Origin of the sequence: Vibrio palustris (genome assembly GCF_024346995.1) — a bacterium.
GTDB classification, from domain to species: domain Bacteria; phylum Pseudomonadota; class Gammaproteobacteria; order Enterobacterales; family Vibrionaceae; genus Vibrio; species Vibrio palustris.
The window spans coordinates 2,346,094-2,367,031 of the sequence record NZ_AP024887.1 but is presented as its reverse complement, the minus strand read 5'-3'; the positions used below and the strand labels follow the sequence as shown (position 1 = coordinate 2,367,031).

Below are 20,938 nucleotides of genomic sequence, written 5' to 3'. Positions count from 1 at the left end.
CGTTTTATTCTGTCTGGACAATCTTGCGGCGATGTCATTGAATTAACGTTGTAAATTACTGCTAAACATGGCTGAAAAACGCAATATTTTTCTTGTTGGGCCTATGGGCGCTGGCAAAAGTACAATTGGTAGACACCTTGCTCAACAACTCCATATGGATTTTGTTGACTCAGACACGGTTATCGAAGAGCGCACTGGTGCGGATATCTCTTGGGTATTTGATGTCGAAGGTGAAGAAGGTTTCCGCAAACGCGAAGAAACTGTTATCAACGACCTAACGGAGCAGCAAGGTATTGTGCTCGCAACTGGTGGTGGCTCAGTAATGAGTAAAGAAAACCGCAACCGCCTATCTGCGCGTGGGATTGTGGTTTACTTAGAAACCACGATAGAAAAACAGTTAGCCCGCACAAACCGAGACAAAAAACGTCCTTTGCTGCAAACGGATCAACCACGCGAGGTATTAGAAGCACTAGCGGAAGAACGTAATCCGCAGTATGAAGAAGTCGCCGACATTGTCGTGCGTACTGATGATCAAAGTGCAAAAGTGGTAGCCAACCAGATTGTAAAAATGCTAGAAGAACATTAATAAGTTCTTTTTTGCACAGGAGTCGATCCCATGGAACGGATTACGGTCAATTTAGGTGAACGTAGTTACCCAATCTCCATTGGCGCCGGGTTATTTAATAATCCGGCGCTGCTTTGTTTATCTGAAAAACAGAAAGTGCTGGTGATAAGTAATGTCACTGTTGCGCCGTTGTACGCAGATAAAATAGTGTCGATGTTAGATTCATTACAATGTGAATCTTCTGTCTTAGCACTGCCGGATGGTGAGAAGTATAAAAGCCTCGACACCTTCAACACCGTGATGACTTACTTGCTTGAGCATAATTACAGCAGAGATGTCGTAGTGATTGCTTTAGGTGGTGGCGTTATCGGTGATTTGGTGGGCTTTGCTGCATCTTGCTATCAGCGTGGTGTGGATTTTATTCAGATCCCAACGACATTATTGTCGCAGGTGGATTCTTCTGTCGGTGGTAAAACCGCAGTGAATCATCCTATGGGTAAGAATATGATTGGTGCATTTTATCAACCACAATCGGTTCTGATTGATACAGAATGCCTAAAAACGTTACCTCAGCGTGAGTTAGCGGCAGGTATGGCGGAAGTGATTAAATACGGCATCATTTATGATGGCGAGTTTTTTGCTTGGCTCGAAGCGAATATGGACTCCTTGTATGCACTTGACGAACAAGCTTTGGCGTATGCCATTGCGCGTTGCTGTGCAATCAAAGCTGAAGTGGTAGCAAAAGATGAAAAAGAAGCAGGCATTCGTGCTTTGCTTAATCTTGGACATACTTTTGGTCATGCCATCGAAGCGGAACTCGGTTATGGTAATTGGCTACACGGCGAAGCGGTCGCCGCTGGTACGGTTATGGCTGCACGCACTGCTCAGCTTGAAGGGTTACTTTCTGCAGAGCAAGTTGAACGAATCATTGCTATCTTTAAAAAAGCGCAACTTCCCGTAGAGACGCCGGCAAGTATGTCGTTTGATGATTTTATTAAGCATATGATGCGCGATAAAAAAGTATTGGCAGGGGAGCTACGTCTGATTCTTCCGACAACCATAGGAAGAGCAGAAGTAGTGAAAGGGGTCTCAAATGAGATCATGGCTCAAGCAATTGAGCTTGGACGTTAACCTAAATTCTGTCATTATTGGTGAGACGCTGTTAAATCAATAGGATGACTCGATGAACTTGGCGCATGAACTGGAATTAGATTCGCAAACTGAATTGTTGGAGCGGTTACAGCTGCTGACAAGGTTTGGTTCCAATTTAGTGAATGTTTATGGCAGCGAAGGCGCGGGTAAATCTTGGCTAGCGCAACGCTACCTTGAAGAGTATGCCGATGACACCAACCAAGCGTTGGTGTTATGTCATCCACAACAAACCGATGAACAGCGTCGTACCACCATCCTTTCTCAACTGGTTTCTGAACCTCTCTTTAATCCTAAAGATTCGCTTATTGATAGTTTCTCGGCTTTATTTGCGGACAGTCGCTGTAATATTGCTGTGGCTATTGACGATGCTCATTTATTGTCAGAGACCTTAGTGTCTGAACTCTGGATGTGGATTCTCGAATGCCAAGATAATCCTGCCTGGACAATTAATGTGATGTTATTTGTCGAGTCCAATCGTTTAGAAACACTACTAACTCGCTTAACTTACGGGCAAGAATTAAAACCTATCGATCTGGAAATTGAGCGGTTAAGTGAAGAAGAGGCGGATCGGTTATTTGAAAATCGAGTTATGCGGTTTATTGAGGATGCGATGGAAAAACGCGTCCGTAACGCATATAAAAAAGTCCAACGCACACCGGGAGCGATTATGGCATTGGCTGATAAAAAAACTGAAAAACGAGTTGTTGTTAAGTCTATTGTTGGTTCGCCGTTTAATATTGCGCTGCTGGTGGTGATCATTACCTTATTAATTGGCGCTGGATATTGGTGGATGCTTTCTCAACCAGAACCGGGAGAAAATAGCCACACTGGCGTTAAAAAAGTCGTCGAGCAAACCGCTATCCCAACGTTACCCCAAACAGATTCGTCATCAAGTAATACTTCCGACCCGGTGACTTCTCAACCGCAAACACCACGCTCATCGACCGTGGTCGGTACGCATGCTCAGCCAAGCTCTACATCGCAAGAGCAAGTTGATACGATTCCTAATGATGATGCCTCATCGTTACCTCCTGAAGTCAAAGAAGATATGACAGGAGTAGGGGGTAAACCAGAAGATGAGCAGAACCGAGTTGTCATTAATTCTGATGTGGTTGATGCGTTAGTCGATGATGGTGATAAAAAGCCACAACCGAGCAATATGGCGCAAGCTCAGCAGCAAGCCGAGCAGCAACAAGATGAATTATCTCAATCTTTTGATGCTGCACGTGCGGATCTTAACAGCATGTCGCCACGTAGTTACACGTTACAGTTGGCGGCGGCCAAATCGTTAAGTGAAGTTCGTAAGTTTTTGAATGAGTTCCAATTGGATGGCAGCGTTAATGTTTATCCCACTCTGCGTAGTGGGACGACATGGTATATCATTACGTATGAAAATTATCCGACGATTCAGATGGCCAGGGACGCGGTGAGTACACTTCCAGGGCGACTACAGTCTTTAGGGCCTTGGGCGAAGTCTTTACGTCAAGTGCAAAGAGAGTTAACTCGTACGAAATAAACCTGAGCTTCGCATGAAAATATGTTACATTCCGCCACCTTATTTGGTGGCGATTGAATTAGAGCAGTAGATGAAAAAGCAGCGTGCCTTTCTGAAGTGGGCTGGTGGTAAATTTGGTTTGGTAGAAGATATTCAACGTAACCTACCAGAGGCAGATCAGTTAGTGGAACCTTTTGTTGGGGCAGGATCGATTTTCCTGAATACCGATTATCAACATTATCTGTTAGCCGATATCAATCCGGACTTGATCAATCTATATAACCTGATAAAAACTGAGCCTGATCGCTATATAGCGGAGGCCAGACGATGGTTTGTGCCTGAAAACAATCGCAAAGAAGCCTACCTAGATGTACGCCAAACTTTTAATGGCACGAATGATATCTTTTATCGTTCGTTAGCCTTTTTATATATGAACCGTTTTGGTTTTAATGGCTTATGCCGTTATAACAAAAAAGGGGGATTCAATGTCCCGTTTGGTTCGTATAAAAAACCGTACTTTCCTGAAAAAGAACTGTGGTTTTTTGCTGAAAAAGCGCAACAAGCCGAGTTTGTTTGCACCACGTATGAAAACACGTTTGCTCAAGCGGCAGATAACAGTGTGGTGTATTGCGATCCCCCGTATGCGCCATTATCGACGACAGCAAACTTTACCTCATATTCTGGTAATGGTTTTACACTTGATGATCAAGCGAAGCTGGCCGATGTTGCCGAGCGGACTTCGATTGAGCGCGGTATACCAGTCTTAATATCGAATCATGATACTTTACTAACACGTCGTCTGTATCATGGTGCGCACCTTGATGTCGTCAAGGTTAAGCGCACGATCAGCCGGAACGGCGGTGGGCGTAATAAAGTCGATGAATTGCTCGCATTATTCGATATATCAGCGGTTAAAAAATCGCAAAAATAATCGCCTTATAAGAGTCGCACGCGTTTGACTAGGATCTTCCCTCTGCCTTATGTAGAATGATCTGACATTGATTGGTACGCGTGCATGATTGCTCGAGAGGTTAAGAATGAAAGATTTCATTATTGCTCCATCCATCTTATCTGCTGATTTAGCCCGATTAGGTGAGGATGTCGAAAGGGTTCTTGCTGCAGGAGCTGATGTTATCCACTTTGATGTTATGGATAACCATTACGTTCCCAACCTGACTTTCGGCGCTCCGTTATGTAAAGCCCTGCGTGATTACGGCATTACTGCTCCGATTGACGTTCATTTAATGGTGAAACCGGTCGATCGCATTATCCCTGATTTTGCTAAAGCTGGTGCTTCGATGATCACCTTTCATGTCGAGGCTTCTGAGCACGTCGATCGAACTTTACAGCTGATTAAAGAGCAGGGCTGTAAAGCTGGCGTAGTCATCAATCCCGGCACACCGTTACATTATCTTGATCATATAATGGATAAACTCGATATGATTTTATTAATGTCGGTGAATCCTGGTTTCGGTGGGCAGTCGTTTATCCCTCATACTCTTGATAAGCTGCGTGCCGTACGTCAGCGCATTATCCATAGCGGTCATGATATTCGTTTAGAAATTGATGGTGGTGTAAAAGTGGATAACATTCGAGAAATTGCTGAAGCTGGCGCTGATGTATTTGTTGCCGGTTCCGCTATCTTTGGTCAACCCGATTATGATGCGGTGATTAAAGCAATGCGTGATGAGTTAGCGCATGTGCCTAAGTGTAAGCAAAACGTGTTACCAGAGCGTTCTTAACATCCATTAAGTTGTAGGATAAATATTGTGACGATTAAGTTAATAGCCTTTGATCTCGATGGCACTCTTTTAGACAGCGTGCCAGATTTAGCCGTTGCGGCGGACCAAACTGTACAAGCCTTAGGCTTTTCTAGTGTTGCAGAAGAGCAAGTACGAGATTATGTGGGCAATGGTGCCGATTTATTGATTGGACGGGCGCTCAGTCAAAGTATGCAAGTTTCCGCAGAACTTAGCCCAGAATTGCTCAAGCGAGCTCGGGTTATGTTTGATGATAACTATGGTAAAACCGGCCATAAAAATAGTCACTTGTATCCAAATGTACGTGACACATTAAATACGTTACACCAAGCAGGCTATGTTTTAGCGGTGGTGACGAATAAACCATCGCAGTTTGTCCCTGACATTTTGGCGCAACATGAGATTGATGGTTTCTTTTCTGATGTTCTAGGCGGTGATGCCTTTACAGAGAAAAAGCCTAATCCAATGCCACTGAATTATTTGCTTGAGAAGTACCAAGTGAGCCCAGAGCAAATGCTCATGGTTGGTGATTCTAAAAATGATATTTTGGCGGCTAAAAATGCCGGCTGTGCATCGTTTGGTTTAACTTATGGTTATAACCATGGAGAGCCAATTGAGCAATCACAACCAACATATGTCGCTGATAATGTTAGTGAGCTATTGAAGATTGTTAATCTAGCTGAGTAATTTTATACTTTACCCCTAGTAAAATACTCGCCAGTGAGTACACTGGATGACCGTATGGATTCTATGCCATACGGTTTTATTATTTTTATCGTCTCTTTTTCTCTTATTTGGTAACAAGGAAATCATTCTCATGAGCAAGCCCATCGTATTGAGTGGTGTTCAACCGTCAGGTGAACTTAGTATCGGTAATTATTTGGGTGCGCTACGTCAGTGGCAGCAAATGCAAGATGATTATGATTGCCAATATTGTGTTGTAGATTTGCATGCGATTACGGTTCGCCAAGATCCACAGGCACTGCGTGAGGCCACTTTAGATGCGCTCGCGATTTGCCTTGCGGTGGGTGTTGATCCAAAGAAAAGCACACTATTTGTGCAATCCCATGTGCCTGAACATGCGCAACTTGCCTGGATTTTGAATTGCTACACGCAAATGGGCGAGCTTAACCGTATGACCCAATTTAAAGATAAATCGGCTCGTTACGCGAATGATGTGAATGTCGGCTTGTTTGATTATCCAGTATTAATGGCTGCTGATATCTTGTTATATGGCGCTCATCAAGTACCAGTTGGTAGTGACCAAAAACAGCACCTTGAATTAGCCCGTGATATTGCGACGCGTTTTAATAATGTGTATAGCCCAGAAAGCCCGTTGTTCACTGTACCAGAGCCGCATATTGCGCAAGTCAATGCGCGAGTGATGAGCCTGCAAGATGCGACTAAGAAAATGTCTAAGTCAGACGATAATCGTAAGAACGTGATAACGTTGCTTGAAGAGCCGAAATCGATCATTAAGAAAATTAATAAAGCGCAAACGGATGCCCAAACGCCACCACGTATTGCCCATGATATTGAAAATAAAGCCGGTATTTCGAATTTGATGGGGCTGTATTCTGCTGCGACAGGTAAAACTTTTGCAGAAATTGAAGCAGAATACGAAGGCGTCGAAATGTATGGTCCATTTAAGAAAGACGTCGGTAATGCGCTGGTTGAAATGTTGGCTCCTGTGCAGGCCGAATACCATCGTATTCGTGAAGATCGTGCGTATCTAGATAGCGTTATGCGTGAAGGTGCTCAAAAAGCTTCTGAAAAAGCGCATAAGACTTTAGTCAAAGTACAGGAAGCGGTTGGCTTCGTAACACGACCATAAGATATTTATTTAAAACAAAGACTTTAAATAAAGCCTCAGTTTATGAACTGGGGTTTTTTTTATCTGATGATCGAGAATATTGTGCGATGTGATGCATTCCTTACATTGGATTCTGGAAGGAAAGATGTATTTATTAAAAATTGATAGGTCGCTTATAAGTCAATGTCTTACCATGACAAGGTATCATATGCATAGAAATGCGCTTACTTATACTTAGGAAAAGATGAGAATGAATCAGCGAACTAAATTAATTATATGTGCTTGGTTGGGCGCCATGTTTACCAGCTATGTTCAGGCGGATGTTCTCATCTCAGAATATATAGAAGGCAGCGGGTATAACAAAGCGTTAGAGATCGTGAATACTGGCGCCGAGCCCGTCAGCCTAGACGGCTATACGCTGAAAAAATCAACCAATGGTGCGACTACTTGGGGCGTATCCTTACCACTCGATGGTTATCAGCTTGCTTCTGAGCAAACCTTGGTCATAGTGAATAGCCGAGCGGAAGAGAGCCTATTAAGCCAAGCCGATATTACTGGAAGCGCTATCACGGGGTTTAATGGCAATGATCCGATTGGATTATTTTTTAATGGTGCATTACATGATGTGATTGGTGTCGTAGGGAGTACGGCTTACTGGGGTAAAGATGTGACGCTTATACGCCGCGAAACCTCGCAGGCAAGCGAAGAATATCAACCAGAACAATGGCAAGAATATGCGACCGATGATTTTTCTGGTTTAGGGGAGTGGGCCCCTGCCACTGATGATGATTCCAGCTCGGAAAGCGGATTTACCTGCACTTTACCCAATGGTCAAGATCCCGATTTTACACCTATTTATGACATTCAAGGCTCTGGTTCACGCTCTCCTTTAGTGCCTAGGGGCGCGAATCAATCGCCAGATTCCTACTATGTTAAAGGGGTCGTGAGCGCGGTAACTTATGGGCTTACTAAAGGCTTTTATCTACAATCGCTGCAAGCCGATAGCGATATTCATACCTCTGAAGGGGTCTTTGTGTTTACCAACCAGTCTCAATCTAACCTGCAACCAGGCGATGTGGTTTGTGTACAAGGCATTGTTCAAGAGTACTACCAACTGACCCAGTTAGTGCCTAATGACCAAAACTGGAAAGTCCTTGGGCACCAGCAAGTCCCACAAGCACAAGATATTGAAGTTGATTCCAGTGATAAGTCATTTGCAGAGACTCTTGAACGTTATGAGGGCATGTTAGTGCGCTTGCCGATGTCTTTGGATATGAGAATTACACGTACATTTGGTTTCGATTACGACGCGTATCGCAATAATATGGTATTAGCGCAAGGGCAAGTCAATTATCATCCCAATCAATTTTACCCTGCTGCGAGTGAGCAAAGTCAAGCTACACAGCGAGCTAATCAACAGCGGACATTAGTGATTGAAACCGATAATCAAGCTTCTGGTGGTGACATTCCTTACTATCCAGATTTTGCACGAGTTGATCGTGACCAAGATGGTTCGGCGGATGATTATTTACGCATAAACGATACGATTGCGAATTTAGAGGGGGTGATTACTTATAGTTATTCGAATTATCGTCTATTAGTCAATAACATCATCAGTGAGCAAGACATTACCCATAACACGCCGCGAACCGATTCTCCTCAGGTTGGCAAGGGAGATGTAAGAATTGCCTCGTTTAATGTACTTAATTATTTCACCTCGCCATTTAATGGTGATCCTAACCAGTTTGGCAGTAATCGTGGGGCAGAGAGTTATCGTGAATTTGAGCGACAACAAGAAAAAATAGTGACAGCATTGGATCATCTTGATGCTGATATTGTCGGCTTAATGGAAATTGAAAATAACGGGTTTGGAGATGGCGCAGCTATACGTCAACTGGTTACACAACTGAATTTACGTCAATCGGATTACGATCAATACGACTTTGTACGTGTTGACTCAAATCAAGATGGAGTGGCCGATGAAAATGATTCCGTTGGAACGGATGCGATTGCGGTTGGTGTGATATATCGACCACACAAAGTGTCATTACAGACAACCCGTGTGATTGCGATGCCAGAGCAAAATGCCCCATCTATCCGTGATAGTGATGGTAACGTTATTGATAATGGGCATCATCAGCAGCGTGATTCATTAGCGCCGACATTTCGAGTGATTAACAGTGGGGATGTTCTGACCGTCGCGGTGAATCATTTTAAGTCGAAAGGCTCGAAGTGCTGGGAAGATAATGCTCCCGTGAGTGACGGTGGTCAAGCGGGGAGCGATCCGGATCAACAAGGTTCCTGTGAGAATTTTCGCGTAGCGGCAGCGGTAGCACTGGGTGATGCTTTGCAAAACATAGATGGCTACAAAGTCGTTTTGGGCGATATGAACTCTTATGCGAAAGAGGACCCAATTTTAGTTTTAACCGACTACTCACAAGACAAGTATGATAAAAAGATTCATGCCGCACGTAATACTTACATTGCTGGCCAGCAGCAATTTGGTGATGCAGGTGCAACGATTACTCACAGTTATGGATACTTGAACGCCGTGCCGATGTATCATCCGAAAAGTTGGAGCTATTCCTATAACAATACTGTGGGTACGCTGGATCACATACTGATTAGTCCTGACTTAAAATCTCGGGTTGTTGGAGCGAATGAATGGCATATTAATGCGGACGAATCGACGTTATTTGATTATACCGATGACAATAAAGCAGATGACTTTCCTCATTATGGTGACCAGTTCCGCGCCTCGGATCATAACCCTGCCGTGCTGGAGTTACGTTTCCAAGAGTAGTCTGTATCAGAAGGCCACTCTCAGAATAAAGAAAGGCAAGTCATAGGCTTGCCTTTCTTATTGTCTGCGGCACAATACTCGCAATGACAATATAGCCATCATGGAAAAACCAGTGCTGTTAATTATCGATAACTATGACTCTTTTACTTATAACCTTTATCAGTACTTTTGCGAGTTGGGTGTAGACGTTCAAGTCAAACGCAATGATGCAGTGACTCTTGATGACATAGAGGCCTTGTCACCGACGCATTTGGTCATTTCGCCTGGTCCTGGCACGCCAAACGATGCTGGTATTTCGCTACAAGTGATTGAGCATTTTTCAGGGCGAATTCCGATATTAGGCGTGTGTTTGGGGCATCAAGCGATAGCGCAGGCTTTTGGTGGTCATGTGGTACGGGCTAAAGCGGTAATGCATGGTAAGACATCGCCGATTCGTCACAACGCAACCAGTGTATTTCGTGGCTTAGCCAATCCATTGACTGTGACACGCTATCACTCACTGATAGTGGATAAAACATCGCTACCCGAGTGCTTTGAGTTAACCGCTTGGACTGAAAGTAACAGTGGGGAGTGTGATGAAATTATGGGATTCCAACATCGAACGTTAGCCGTTGAGGCGGTACAGTTTCATCCTGAGTCAATTAAAACTCAGCAAGGACATGAGTTGTTGCAAAACTTTTTAGATCGCTAGTCGCGACTCACCCGATGACTAACTCACAGTGCAACGCTGTTTGAGATCACTTCTCACTCTATTTCTAAGGGTATTTTTGCGTGTGATTGGAAATGAACAATTATGCGCAATATTTTCCACTATTCACTTCAAGCCCTGCTATTTAATTAAAAACCTAATGATTCTAAGTGCATCTTGAAAATTGGGTAAATAAATTTTTATTTTAAATGCATAAATAATCAAAAGTAGTTAAGGTATACAACGAAGCTTTTGAGATTACAGCAGAAGCAACTATTGAAAATAGAAAAATTTTATCAATACAATGTGGATAGTTCTTGAGCACCATGTGAAATCTTATGTGTAGTCTAAAATATAAGTAATTGTTCATGATGCCGCATGTGTACCTTAAGGGGATGTGCAATGACAACGGAAATGAAAGTAGATCGTAGTGTATTCGATGATGTGATGGTGCCTTGTTATAGTCCGATGGAGTTTGTTCCTGTGGAAGGCAAAGGCTCTCGAGTATGGGATCAAGAAGGTAAAGAATATATTGATTTTGCAGGTGGCATTGCGGTGAGTTGCTTAGGTCATTGCCACCCGGCGATGGTAGAGGCGTTAACGGAGCAAAGCAAAAAATTATGGCATCTTAGTAATGTGATGACCAATGAGCCTGCGTTACGTTTAGCGAGCAAACTAGTGGAACACACCTTTGCTGAAAAAGTGTTTTTTGCTAACTCTGGCGCAGAAGCCAACGAAGCGGCGCTCAAGCTAGCACGTCGTTATGCCGCTGATGTATATGGAGCAGAAAAGACGGAAATTTTAGCTTTCGTCCAAGGTTTTCATGGTCGAACATTTTTCACGGTTACAGTCGGTGGGCAAACGTCATACTCTGATGGTTTTGGGCCTAAACCAGCAGATGTGACACACATTCCATACAATGATATTGATGCGCTAAAAGCTCACCTTTCTGATAACACCTGTGCCGTGATGATGGAACCATTACAAGGTGAGGGTGGGATTGTATCGCCAGACCCTGAGTTTGTTCAGCAAGTCCGCCAATTATGTGATGAGCATAATGCCTTACTTATTTTTGATGAAGTACAAACAGGCAATGGCCGCACTGGCGACTTGTATGCGTATCAAGGGTTAGGTGTTACTCCCGATATTTTGAGTACCGCTAAATCATTAGGCGCAGGGTTCCCAATTGGTGCCATGCTGACCACGACCGCTATCGCGAGCCACTTTAAAGTGGGAGTGCACGGTTCTACCTACGGAGGCAACCCACTCGGTTGTGCGGTGGCTAATGCGGCGCTAGATATTATTACCCAGCCAGAGACTTTAGCAGGAATCAAAGAGCGTGAAGTCTTATTTAAGGCGGGTTTAGAGCGTTTAAATCAAAAATATCATATTTTTAGTGATATCCGCGGTAAAGGTTTGTTAGTGGGAGCCGAACTGAATGAAGCTTGGCAAGGGCGCGCTCGTGACATTTTAGTCGCCGCCGGGAAACACGGTTTAATGTTATTGGTTGCTGGGGCTAACGTGGTGCGTTTAACGCCATCACTGGTGATCCCTGAGCAAGATATTGAAGAAGGTTTAGCTCGCCTAGATAAAGCAATTGCCACGCTAGTGTGAGTGGGTATTACCACCTCGTAAAATGCGCAATGTGCAGAGTGTGTGGTGATAAACGCAGTAGGGCCCGATATGGGCCCTTAGCATCTGGAGGGAAAGTTGATGCTAGTGATTCGCCCTATCGCAATGTCAGATTATGAAGCACTCCATCGGTGTGCGGTTGAGTCAGGTCATGGTTTTACCTCACTGCCAGTTAATGAAGTTTTGCTAAAAAATCGTATTCAACACTCTGAAAACAGTTTCGCTAAAGCGTCGGTTAATGAGCCCGGCGATGAAGGATATCTGATGGTTGGTGTTGACTCGGTAACGGGAGAAGTCGCTGGTACGACAGGCATTGAAGCAGCAGTTGGTTGGGATGTGCCTTTTTACTCTTATCATATCAGCACCATTGTGCATTCTTCACGGCGCTTAAACGTAAAAAATATCGTTAAATTGCTAACTTTTGGGAATAATTATACTGGGTGTTCTGAAATATGTACGTTATTTCTGCGTCCTCAATTTCGTGGCGGCTTGAATGGTCGTCTATTATCTAAATGCCGATTACTGATGTTGGCAGAACATCCTGAACGCTTTTCGCGTACTATTTTTGCGGAAATGCGTGGTGTTTCAAATGCTGATGGGCATTCACCATTTTGGCAGTGGCTACAGCAGCACTTCTTTTCTATTGATTTCACCATGGCTGATTATCTTACCGGCACAGGTAAAAAAGGTTTTATTGCCGATCTCATGCCCAAGCTCCCTATCTACGTCAATTTATTGAGTCCCGAAGCACAAGCGGTCATTGGTAAGGTTCATGAGAATACAAAGCCTGCATTACGCTTATTAGAGCAAGAAGGGTTTGTATGTCGAAACTATATCGATATTTTTGATGGCGGCCCAACGGTCGAGTGTGATCGTGACCATATAGAGTCAGTGCGGCTATCGCAGTGCTACTCGGTAGAAATAGCTGACCATACCAGTTGTCGGGATTACTTGCTGACTAATACGGAATTTCAATGTTTTCGAGCGACAGCGGCCAAAGCGGCTGTCAATGTAGAGAACCAAAGCGTCATTATCGCGCCTGATGTTGCTCAGGCATTGCTCGTGACTACGGGGGATCGGGTGCGCATATTGGCATGTTAGCTCAATAAGGAATGACACCATGACACATTGGATTGCAGGAGTATGGGTAAAAGGGAAAGGAGACGCATTGTGCTCGATGACACCTTATGATGCGAGCCTATTATGGCAAGGCAGCAGCGCGACTACCCAGCAAGTGGAGTCAGCCGTTAAAGCGGCACGTTTGGCGTTGCTGGAGTGGCGACAATACACGTTTGCTCAGCGTGAGGCATATGTCAGTGCGTTTATTGAAGAAGTTAAGCGTAATAAAGAACGGATCGCCGAAACGATTGCAAAAGAAACAGGTAAGCCCATCTGGGAAACTCGCACTGAAGTGGCAGCCATGATCGGTAAAGCCTCAATCTCCGCGCAGGCGTTTCATGAAAGGACAGGAGAGCGAGCGCGGTCAGTGAATGGCAGTCAGGTTGTATTACGTCATAGACCACTTGGCGTTATGGCGGTATTTGGTCCGTATAATTTCCCTTGTCACTTACCGAATGGTCATATTATTCCTGCGTTATTAGCAGGTAACACCGTTGTATTTAAACCTTCCGAGCAAACTCCCTTAAGTGGTGAAGTCATGGTGCGTTTATGGCAGCAAGCTGGCTTACCTGAAGGGGTTCTCAATCTTGTGCAGGGGGCTAAGGACACCGGTATAGCACTGTCGCAATCGAAAGAGATTGATGGACTCTTATTTACTGGAAGTGCCCAGACCGGGCAATTATTACATCAGCAGTTTGCTGGGCAGCCAGGAAAAATGTTAGCTCTAGAAATGGGGGGGAATAATCCTTTAGTCGTCTCTGAACAGTATGGCGATCTCGATGCTAGCGTATATACCATTGTCCAATCAGCATTTTTGAGTGCAGGTCAGCGTTGTACCTGTGCGCGTCGGCTGTTGATTCCTGAAGGAGAGCAAGGCGACCGTTTGTTAGAGCGGTTAGTTGATATTACACAACGTATTGTAATGGGGACACCTTTCGCTGAGCCCGCCCCATTTATGGGGACGCTGATCTCCGAATCTGCCGCTAAGTGTATTCTACAAGCACAAGCTCATTTGCAATCTTTGGGTGGCTACTCATTACTTGAAGCCCAACAGGGCCAGCATGCTTTTGTTTCTCCGGGAATTATTGATGTCAGCGTGATTGCTGATTTACCGGATGAAGAATATTTTGGTCCTCTTCTACAAGTTATTCGTTATCAAACCTTTGAACAAGCCGTTGAGCTAGCTAATGACACTCGGTTTGGTTTATCTGCAGGTTTAATCTCTACCGATGATAGCGAATGGGCATACTTTATTGACCATATTCGTGCGGGGATTGTGAACCGTAACCGTCCATTGACGGGGGCCAGCAGTGATGCGCCATTTGGTGGTCCTGGTGATTCGGGTAACCTACGGCCAAGTGCTTACTATGCCGCCGATTATTGTGCTTACCCGATGGCATCGATGGAAGGGACTCACACTTTACTACCGGAACAACTGAGTCCTGGCTTACATTTTAGTGATTAATACCAGTATCGATTTAATAAGTTGATATGAAGAGGAGAAAGCATCATGCATATTCATGACGTATTTGAGGCGCTATGGAAAGATTATACTGAGCGATTATGTCCTTCAGCATCAAAAGTGCATGCATTGCTGCAGGAAGATTCGCAATTAATTAACGATCATATTGCGCTACGTACGTTTGCGTATCGTGATATTGGGTTAGATGTATTAGCACAGCCTTTTATTCAATTAGGTTATCAAGCAGAAGGTGAGTACCATTTTGAATCTAAGCATCTGTATGCGAAGTATCTACGTCATCCTGATCCCACACGTCCTAAAGTGTTTATTAGTGAATTACTGGTTGAGGAATGCAGTCCTGCGCTGCAAAACATTGTCGCCAAGTTAATTCGACAGATTGATGACCTACCGTGGTCGACTCCTGATCTGTTGTGGCAAGGTCGGCCGTGGGATGTGACCTATTCTGAATATTTTGAGCTTGCGCAAGAGAGTGAGTACGCCGCATGGGTGGCCGCCCATGGTTACGGTGCCAATCACTTTACGGTAAGTGTTAATCAGCTTAAGCGCTTCACGAGTGTGGAAGCGGTCAATGAATATCTCAAACAATCCGGTTTTATACTCAATGAGGCGGGAGGCGTGGTTAAAGGGACACCACAAGTTTTACTTGAGCAGTCCTCCACCATGGCCGATGACGTAGCCGTCATCTTTGCGGATATGGACGCGACCATCCCCGGTGGGTTTTATGAGTTTGCTAAACGTTATCCGCAACAAGATGGTGAGCTTTATCAAGGTTTCGTTGCGGCGAATGCCGATAAAATATTTGAAAGTACGGATAGACAACAATAGCCATGGATTAGGCATAAAAAACCACCGTGTAGGTGCGGTGGTTTTGGGAGATACGAACGACGTTAAAACTTAACGTGTACCGTAAACAACAATGGTTTTACCGTGGGCAGAAATCAAGTTCTGCTCTTCTAGCATTTTTAATATACGGCCCACTGTTTCGCGAGAGCAACCAACGATTTGGCCGATCTCTTGGCGCGTAATCTTGATTTGCATACCGTCTGGGTGAGTCATTGCATCTGGTTGTTTCGCTAGGTTTAATAGCGTTTGAGCAATACGACCCGTCACGTCTAGGAAGGCAAGATCACCGACCTTTTGACTTGTAACTTGAAGACGACTTGCCATTTGACCAGAGAGACGCATCAGAATATCAGGGTTAACCTGAATTAACTGACGGAATTTCTTGAATGAAATTTCAGCCACTTCACAAGGTGACTTAGCACGAACCCAAGCGGTACGTTCCTGTCCTTCCTCAAAAAGACCAAGTTCACCAATAAAGTCACCTTGGTTCAAGTAGGAAAGGATCATCTCCTTGCCTTCTTCATCTTTAATCAATACCGCCACTGAGCCTTTCACAATGTAGTACAATGTTTCAGCCTTCTCGCCCGCATGAATTAGCGTGCTTTTAGAAGGGTACTTATGAATGTGACAATGTGAAAGAAACCACTCTAAAGTTGGGTCGGTTTGAGGTTTACCTAGAACCATAATATCTCACTTCCTCTGCAGGGTACGCTTGCCGCTATCCATATTTAATTTAGCGAAGCCTCATGACTTCCCAGAATAAGAAGAGTTTGGATTCACCGCAAGTTTTCTTTGTTTCCGTTATGAAATAGTATCCTTTTTCACGCGGAATTTCTTGATTTAAATCGCTTACAAAGAGGGATTTACTGCGCAAAAATGTGCTTATGATCACGGTATGAAAAGTAAGCGACATTTACGTGTAATCAATTACCCAATTTTTCCGCTTTCGATGAGTTGTTGCAGGATTGGACGCACAATTAGCTCCATTGCGAAACTCATTTTTCCACCTGGAACAACAATCGTATTATGCCTAGACATAAATGAACCATCAATCATAGAAAGTAGATATGGAAAGTCGACATTTTTGATACCACGCAGACGAATCACCACAAAACTTTCATCTAAACTCGGAATCCCTTTGGCATTGAGCGGGTTGGAAGTATCAACGGTGGGGACGCGTTGAAAGTTGATGTGAGTGCGAGAAAACTGTGGCGTAATATAGTTGAGGTAATCGTCCATAGAGCGAACGATGGAGTCCATGACTGCTTCGCGCGAATGGCCACGGTCACGAGTGTCTCGGACGTATTTTTGAATCCATTCCAAGTTCACTATCGGAACCATACCGATCAGAAAATCGACATGCTGGGCAACATTAATATCGCCATCGACAACACCACCATGTAAGCCCTCATAAAATAGGACATCGGTTTGCTCTGGTATGTCTTGCCATGGAGTGAATGTACCTGGCATTTGGTTATAAGGGACGGCTTCATCAAAGCTGTGTAGGTAGCGACGAATTTTCCCCGAACCATCTTTGCCATATTGACGGAAAAACTCGCCGAGTGAAGCAAAGTCATTAGCTTGTGGGCCAAAATAACTAATATGACGCCCTTGCTCTCGTGCTTTACGGATCGCCACATCCATTTCTGGTCGGGTATAACGATGAAAACTGTCGCCTTCGACCCAAGCGGGTTTGACCGACATCATATTAAACATTTTACGAAATGCTTCTGATGTGGTGGTAGTTCCAGCTCCAGAGGAGCCAGTGACTGCAATAATGGGATGTTTCGCTGACATGACAAACCTTGTCTTAATGATTCCTGACTAAAACGAATGAGTCGTGGTGGATTTACTATAGCACGGAATAACGCTCTGTCCTTGAGCCTGATTTACAGGTCGCGTTTTATATCGACTGTTTCATGTAACTCCGAGTACACCACCATGGCGTCACCGGATTGAATCTGCTGTTTAACTTGTTGTACCTTTTGATCTAACGTTACTTCTTGTGAGCCGTAATCTGTGCCTTCACGAAGGACAAATTCACGAATGAGATTGTCGAGTGTGTCGGCATCAATTTGTTGCCAAGGGATGATCATAATATCCTCATTGAAATAGTTTCGCGCCAGTATGTCATGCTGTTAGGATTTTTCCAGTCTACGATGATGTCTCTTCATGGAGGTAGTGCGCATAATAGGCAGGTAAACTTTCTTCTAACCAATAATGAGGTTGTCGCCAGTTACCACTGACAAATCCCACGTGACCACCATGCTCTGTCAAACAATAATGGATATGACTAGGAAGCGTAAACGTGGGAATGACAGATTCATTCATAAATGGGTCATCTTTCGCTTGAATAAAACGCGTCGGTACCGTGATGTCGTTTAAACGTTGCATACCAGAGCATTGTTGATAATAGTCGTTAGCGCTGGCAAACCCGTGCAACGGGGCGGTAATCAGCTCATCAAAATCTGATAAACGGCGTAGTTGTTTGATGTCGTTTTTCTCAATACCTAAAAGCGGTTTAAGTAAGTGTATTTTGAGCAATGCATTGCGTTTTAATGAGTCCATTAAATAGCGGCGATACACTCGTGAAACACCTTGTTCAATACGCTCAGAACAAGCTGCGAGATCCAGAGGGGCTGAAATAATCGTTGCTGCACTTACGATAGGATCATGATTAAAGCGTGCCAGATAATTTGTCAGCATATTGCCGCCCAAAGAGACGCCAGCTGCAATAATAGGCCGGTTAGGACATAAGCGTTTGACATGCTCCAGAGTTAAGCGGGCATCGTCGGTTTCTCCAGAGTGATAAGCGCGGGCTTGTCGATTAGGTCGTCCGCTACATCCGCGAAAGTGCATCAGTACGGCTATCCATCCCTGCTGCTTAAAGGCATGCATGAGACCATTGGCATACGGGCTTTCAAAACTGCCTTCAAGGCCGTGGAATAAAACGAAAACTGGCTTTTTTGAATGTTTGACAGCGCGATAGTCCACACTCCAAGCGAGGTCGAGAAAATCGGCATCTGGCGTATCAATGGTTTCTCTGTAGGGAGTAAACAAAGGCTTACGACGGAAAAAACGCGGTAATATGGTTTGCAAATGAGGATTGGTCATTCCGATCGCAGGAGTAAAAACATCCATGGTATTGAGTACCTTGCGTTATAAATTGTGTGATTGAGACGAGACAGGCTGAATAAAAATACGTACTAAGCGTTCTGCTCCCAATTGTAGGCAATATTGTTCGACCAGGTGTGGATGTTCACAATCGGTAAGGGTGAGCGAATTAATGCAGTTCACCAATGCAGTCTGCTGCTGTTTTTCAAGTTGTAGCTCAAAGTGCAGGGTTTCTTTGTATAAAGAGTCGCTAACGTGTACTTTGAGTTTACGTCTTAGTTCGCGGTAATCGCGTAACAACGACTCTATATTACCCAAACTTTGGGTTATTTTGCTCCAATCCTGCGGCGCAAACGTCAACTTGGCTTCATCGAGCCATTTCAGCATAAGAAGTAAGTTGACGTTACCATGGAAATGGTTTTGTAAGTGTAAACATGCCTCTTTTATTTCTCGCGCACTATAGTATTGCAAACTAAATTGCCAAAGTTGGTCAAGTGTTAAGGGCAAACGGGCATGTTGACTCATTACTGGTTATATTCCTGCTCCATCGCTTCGAGGGTTTCTTGCTCCATCATCCACTCCATCTCGACTTGTTCCAGTTCGGATTTACTGGTGGCTTGCTTGGCGAGAATATCAGTGAGTTTGGCTTTATTTTGTGCTTCATATAATTGCGCATCTGAAAGCGATTCTTCGGCTGCGGCAATTTGAGCATTCAATTTATCGAGCTTAGTTTCGAGTTGTGTCAGCTTTTTGCGAATTGGTCCAGTTTGTTTGCGAAATTCTGCATCGCGGCGCTTTTGCTCTTTTTTGGCCGCAGCGCTGTTGCCTGTATCTTTATCTGGAGTGCTATTCGCTTCTGACACTTCTTTGCGATCAATTTTCTGCTGTTCGGTCAACCATTTGTAGTAATCATTTAAATCGCCATCAAATGGCACGACTTGCTGATCATGAACGAGGTAAAGATCATCGGTCGTAGCACGTAGTAAGTAGCGATCGTGGCTGACAATCACCATTGCCCCTTCATAACTTTGTAGGGCCATAGTTAAAGCTTGGCGCATATCTAAATCAAGGTGGTTGGTTGGTTCATCAAGTAATAATAAGTTGGGTTTTTGCCAAACTAACAACGCGAGAACCAAGCGAGCTTTTTCGCCACCAGAGAATGGGCCTACCGGATCGAGTGCTTTTTCGCCTTGGAAGCCAAAGCTACCCAGGTAGTCACGCAGTTGTTGTTCTGTGTGATGACTCGCCACTTGCATTAGGTGCTGTAGTGGGGTTTCTTCTGGGTGAAGCGTTTCTAACTGATGCTGGGCAAAGTAACCAATTTTTACGCCTTGCGAGTAGCTCAGCTTACCGGCTTGCGGAGATAAATCATCGGATAATAGTTTGATGAGGGTTGATTTACCTGCGCCGTTACGTCCAAGTAGCCCAATGCGACTTCCGGGTACTAAGTTAAAGCGGATATTTTTCAGAATGAGTTTATCGCCATACCCTGCATGAACTTCATCCATCATAATGATTGGGTTTGGTAACGCATGTGGTTCACGGAATTCGAAGGTAAATGGGTTATCAAATTGTGCCGGTAACACTTTTTCCATTTTTTCGAGAGCTTTGATTCGACTTTGCGCTTGGCGAGCTTTAGATGCTTTATAGCGGAAGCGATCAATATAGCTTTGCATATGCGACATTTGTTTCTGCTGCTTTTCAAATGAGGCTTGTTGTAGCAGCAGCTTTTGAGCACGTTGAGTTTCAAACGATGAATAGTTACCCGTGTATTCGTTGAGTTGGTGATTCTCAATCTGCACGATACGGTTCACTATCGGGTCGAGAAAATCTCGGTCGTGAGAAATAATGATCAGTGTGCCTGGGTAGTTTTGTAACCAGCGTTCTAACCACATGACAGCATCTAAATCCAAGTGGTTGGTCGGCTCATCGAGCAGCAGTAGATCGGAGCGACACAGTAGAGCTTGTGCTAAGTTTAAACGCATACGCCACCCCCCAGAGAACTGGGTGAGATGCCATTGCATTTTTTCTTGGGTAAAGCCGAGGCCATCCAATAACTCGGCAGCACGCGCATTGATGCTATAGCCTCCGATAGTTTCCATCTTGCCATGCAACTCAGCGACAAGATTGCCATTATCTTCGAGGTTTGCTTGTTCGAGATCTTTCTCAAGTCGACGGTACTCGCGGTCACCATCAATCACATAATCGAGGGCGGTACGCTCTAATGCCGGGGTTTCTTGTGCAACCCAAGCGAGTTCCCACTGAGTCGGCTGGCTTAAGCTGCCACCATCGAGGGTTAATTCATCTTTGAGTAATGCAAATAGTGTGGATTTACCACAGCCGTTTTTGCCAACAAGGCCGACCTTGTCGCCAGGGTGAATCGTTGCGGATGCACCGTCTAGCAGCGGTTTACCGCCACGGAGTAACTGTATGTCTGAGAAGATAATCATATAGGTTGCTTTTCCTCGAAA

At 44.4% G+C, this 20,938-nt stretch carries 18 protein-coding genes and 1 pseudogene; 13 read left to right on the top strand and 6 right to left on the bottom strand.

The window, feature by feature from the left end; all coding sequences use genetic code 11:
* The first annotated feature begins 67 nt into the window (after positions 1-67).
* The 13 genes and pseudogenes from aroK to OCU30_RS11015 all read left to right on the top strand — a co-directional run bounded on the left by aroK (position 68) and on the right by OCU30_RS11015 (position 15,335).
* Positions 68-586, top strand: a complete 519-nt coding sequence (gene aroK / locus OCU30_RS11075; RefSeq protein ID WP_077314121.1) for a shikimate kinase AroK — start codon at positions 68-70, stop codon at positions 584-586.
* 30 nt (positions 587-616) lie between these two features.
* Positions 617-1,696, top strand: coding sequence for a 3-dehydroquinate synthase (aroB, locus tag OCU30_RS11070; RefSeq protein WP_077314119.1), 1,080 nt, complete (start codon positions 617-619; stop codon positions 1,694-1,696).
* Between the two features lie 52 nt (positions 1,697-1,748).
* Positions 1,749-3,233, top strand: a complete 1,485-nt coding sequence (locus tag OCU30_RS11065; protein ID WP_077314118.1) for an SPOR domain-containing protein — start codon at positions 1,749-1,751, stop codon at positions 3,231-3,233.
* Positions 3,234-3,303: 70 nt separating this feature from the next.
* Positions 3,304-4,143, top strand: a complete 840-nt coding sequence (locus tag OCU30_RS11060) for a Dam family site-specific DNA-(adenine-N6)-methyltransferase (protein WP_077314116.1) — start codon at positions 3,304-3,306, stop codon at positions 4,141-4,143.
* Positions 4,144-4,249: 106 nt separating this feature from the next.
* Positions 4,250-4,954: a ribulose-phosphate 3-epimerase gene (gene rpe / locus OCU30_RS11055; protein ID WP_077314114.1), complete on the top strand. Its 705-nt coding sequence runs from the start codon at positions 4,250-4,252 to the stop codon at positions 4,952-4,954.
* Positions 4,955-4,978: 24 nt separating this feature from the next.
* Entirely contained in the window at positions 4,979-5,659 is a 681-nt protein-coding gene (locus OCU30_RS11050; RefSeq protein ID WP_077314112.1) for a phosphoglycolate phosphatase, read from the top strand.
* A 130-nt stretch (positions 5,660-5,789) separates the two neighbouring features.
* Positions 5,790-6,806, top strand: coding sequence for a tryptophan--tRNA ligase (trpS, locus tag OCU30_RS11045; protein WP_077314110.1), 1,017 nt, complete (start codon positions 5,790-5,792; stop codon positions 6,804-6,806).
* 229 nt (positions 6,807-7,035) lie between these two features.
* Positions 7,036-9,573, top strand: a pseudogene (locus OCU30_RS11040) (ExeM/NucH family extracellular endonuclease); the annotation flags it as partial.
* A gap of 115 nt (positions 9,574-9,688) precedes the next feature.
* Positions 9,689-10,279, top strand: a complete 591-nt coding sequence (locus OCU30_RS11035; protein WP_205408791.1) for an aminodeoxychorismate/anthranilate synthase component II — start codon at positions 9,689-9,691, stop codon at positions 10,277-10,279.
* Between the two features lie 399 nt (positions 10,280-10,678).
* Positions 10,679-11,890 (top strand): aspartate aminotransferase family protein, encoded by a 1,212-nt coding sequence (locus OCU30_RS11030; RefSeq protein ID WP_077314106.1) that lies wholly within the window; start codon positions 10,679-10,681, stop codon positions 11,888-11,890.
* 99 nt (positions 11,891-11,989) lie between these two features.
* Positions 11,990-13,009, top strand: coding sequence for an arginine N-succinyltransferase (astA, locus tag OCU30_RS11025; protein ID WP_077314104.1), 1,020 nt, complete (start codon positions 11,990-11,992; stop codon positions 13,007-13,009).
* A gap of 19 nt (positions 13,010-13,028) precedes the next feature.
* Complete coding sequence (gene astD / locus OCU30_RS11020; protein WP_077314102.1) at positions 13,029-14,492, top strand: succinylglutamate-semialdehyde dehydrogenase; 1,464 nt, start codon at positions 13,029-13,031, stop codon at positions 14,490-14,492.
* A gap of 45 nt (positions 14,493-14,537) precedes the next feature.
* On the top strand, positions 14,538-15,335 hold the full coding sequence (locus OCU30_RS11015) for a DUF1338 domain-containing protein (protein ID WP_077314100.1): 798 nt from the start codon (positions 14,538-14,540) through the stop codon (positions 15,333-15,335).
* A 69-nt stretch (positions 15,336-15,404) separates the two neighbouring features.
* On the opposite strand, the gene crp is transcribed toward OCU30_RS11015, so the two are convergent.
* The 6 genes from crp to OCU30_RS10985 form a co-directional block, all read right to left on the bottom strand.
* Entirely contained in the window at positions 15,405-16,037 is a 633-nt protein-coding gene (gene crp, locus OCU30_RS11010; protein WP_077314098.1) for a cAMP-activated global transcriptional regulator CRP, read from the bottom strand.
* Positions 16,038-16,280: 243 nt separating this feature from the next.
* A complete protein-coding gene (locus tag OCU30_RS11005; RefSeq protein WP_077314097.1) occupies positions 16,281-17,150 on the bottom strand; it encodes a phosphoribulokinase in 870 nt (289 codons plus the stop codon).
* 92 nt (positions 17,151-17,242) lie between these two features.
* A complete protein-coding gene (locus OCU30_RS11000) occupies positions 17,243-17,449 on the bottom strand; it encodes a YheU family protein (protein WP_077314096.1) in 207 nt (68 codons plus the stop codon).
* 58 nt (positions 17,450-17,507) lie between these two features.
* Positions 17,508-18,494, bottom strand: a complete 987-nt coding sequence (locus OCU30_RS10995; protein ID WP_077314094.1) for a hydrolase — start codon at positions 18,492-18,494, stop codon at positions 17,508-17,510.
* A gap of 18 nt (positions 18,495-18,512) precedes the next feature.
* Positions 18,513-18,992, bottom strand: a complete 480-nt coding sequence (locus tag OCU30_RS10990; protein ID WP_077314092.1) for a TIGR02444 family protein — start codon at positions 18,990-18,992, stop codon at positions 18,513-18,515.
* A complete protein-coding gene (locus OCU30_RS10985) occupies positions 18,992-20,917 on the bottom strand; it encodes an ABC transporter ATP-binding protein (protein ID WP_077314090.1) in 1,926 nt (641 codons plus the stop codon). The genes OCU30_RS10990 and OCU30_RS10985 overlap by 1 nt, the downstream gene beginning before the upstream one ends.
* Positions 20,918-20,938: the final 21 nt, after the last annotated feature.

Coding starts and splice junctions, on each gene's coding strand:
- aroK (WP_077314121.1), top strand. CDS start 68: ATGGCTGAAAAACGCAATATTTTTCTTGTTGGGCCTATGGGCGCTGGC.
- aroB (WP_077314119.1), top strand. CDS start 617: ATGGAACGGATTACGGTCAATTTAGGTGAACGTAGTTACCCAATCTCC.
- OCU30_RS11065 (WP_077314118.1), top strand. CDS start 1,749: ATGAACTTGGCGCATGAACTGGAATTAGATTCGCAAACTGAATTGTTG.
- OCU30_RS11060 (WP_077314116.1), top strand. CDS start 3,304: ATGAAAAAGCAGCGTGCCTTTCTGAAGTGGGCTGGTGGTAAATTTGGT.
- rpe (WP_077314114.1), top strand. CDS start 4,250: ATGAAAGATTTCATTATTGCTCCATCCATCTTATCTGCTGATTTAGCC.
- trpS (WP_077314110.1), top strand. CDS start 5,790: ATGAGCAAGCCCATCGTATTGAGTGGTGTTCAACCGTCAGGTGAACTT.
- OCU30_RS11035 (WP_205408791.1), top strand. CDS start 9,689: ATGGAAAAACCAGTGCTGTTAATTATCGATAACTATGACTCTTTTACT.
- OCU30_RS11030 (WP_077314106.1), top strand. CDS start 10,679: ATGACAACGGAAATGAAAGTAGATCGTAGTGTATTCGATGATGTGATG.
- astA (WP_077314104.1), top strand. CDS start 11,990: ATGCTAGTGATTCGCCCTATCGCAATGTCAGATTATGAAGCACTCCAT.
- astD (WP_077314102.1), top strand. CDS start 13,029: ATGACACATTGGATTGCAGGAGTATGGGTAAAAGGGAAAGGAGACGCA.
- OCU30_RS11015 (WP_077314100.1), top strand. CDS start 14,538: ATGCATATTCATGACGTATTTGAGGCGCTATGGAAAGATTATACTGAG.
- crp (WP_077314098.1), bottom strand. CDS start 16,037: ATGGTTCTAGGTAAACCTCAAACCGACCCAACTTTAGAGTGGTTTCTT.
- OCU30_RS11005 (WP_077314097.1), bottom strand. CDS start 17,150: ATGTCAGCGAAACATCCCATTATTGCAGTCACTGGCTCCTCTGGAGCT.
- OCU30_RS11000 (WP_077314096.1), bottom strand. CDS start 17,449: ATGATCATCCCTTGGCAACAAATTGATGCCGACACACTCGACAATCTC.
- OCU30_RS10995 (WP_077314094.1), bottom strand. CDS start 18,494: ATGGATGTTTTTACTCCTGCGATCGGAATGACCAATCCTCATTTGCAA.
- OCU30_RS10990 (WP_077314092.1), bottom strand. CDS start 18,992: ATGAGTCAACATGCCCGTTTGCCCTTAACACTTGACCAACTTTGGCAA.
- OCU30_RS10985 (WP_077314090.1), bottom strand. CDS start 20,917: ATGATTATCTTCTCAGACATACAGTTACTCCGTGGCGGTAAACCGCTG.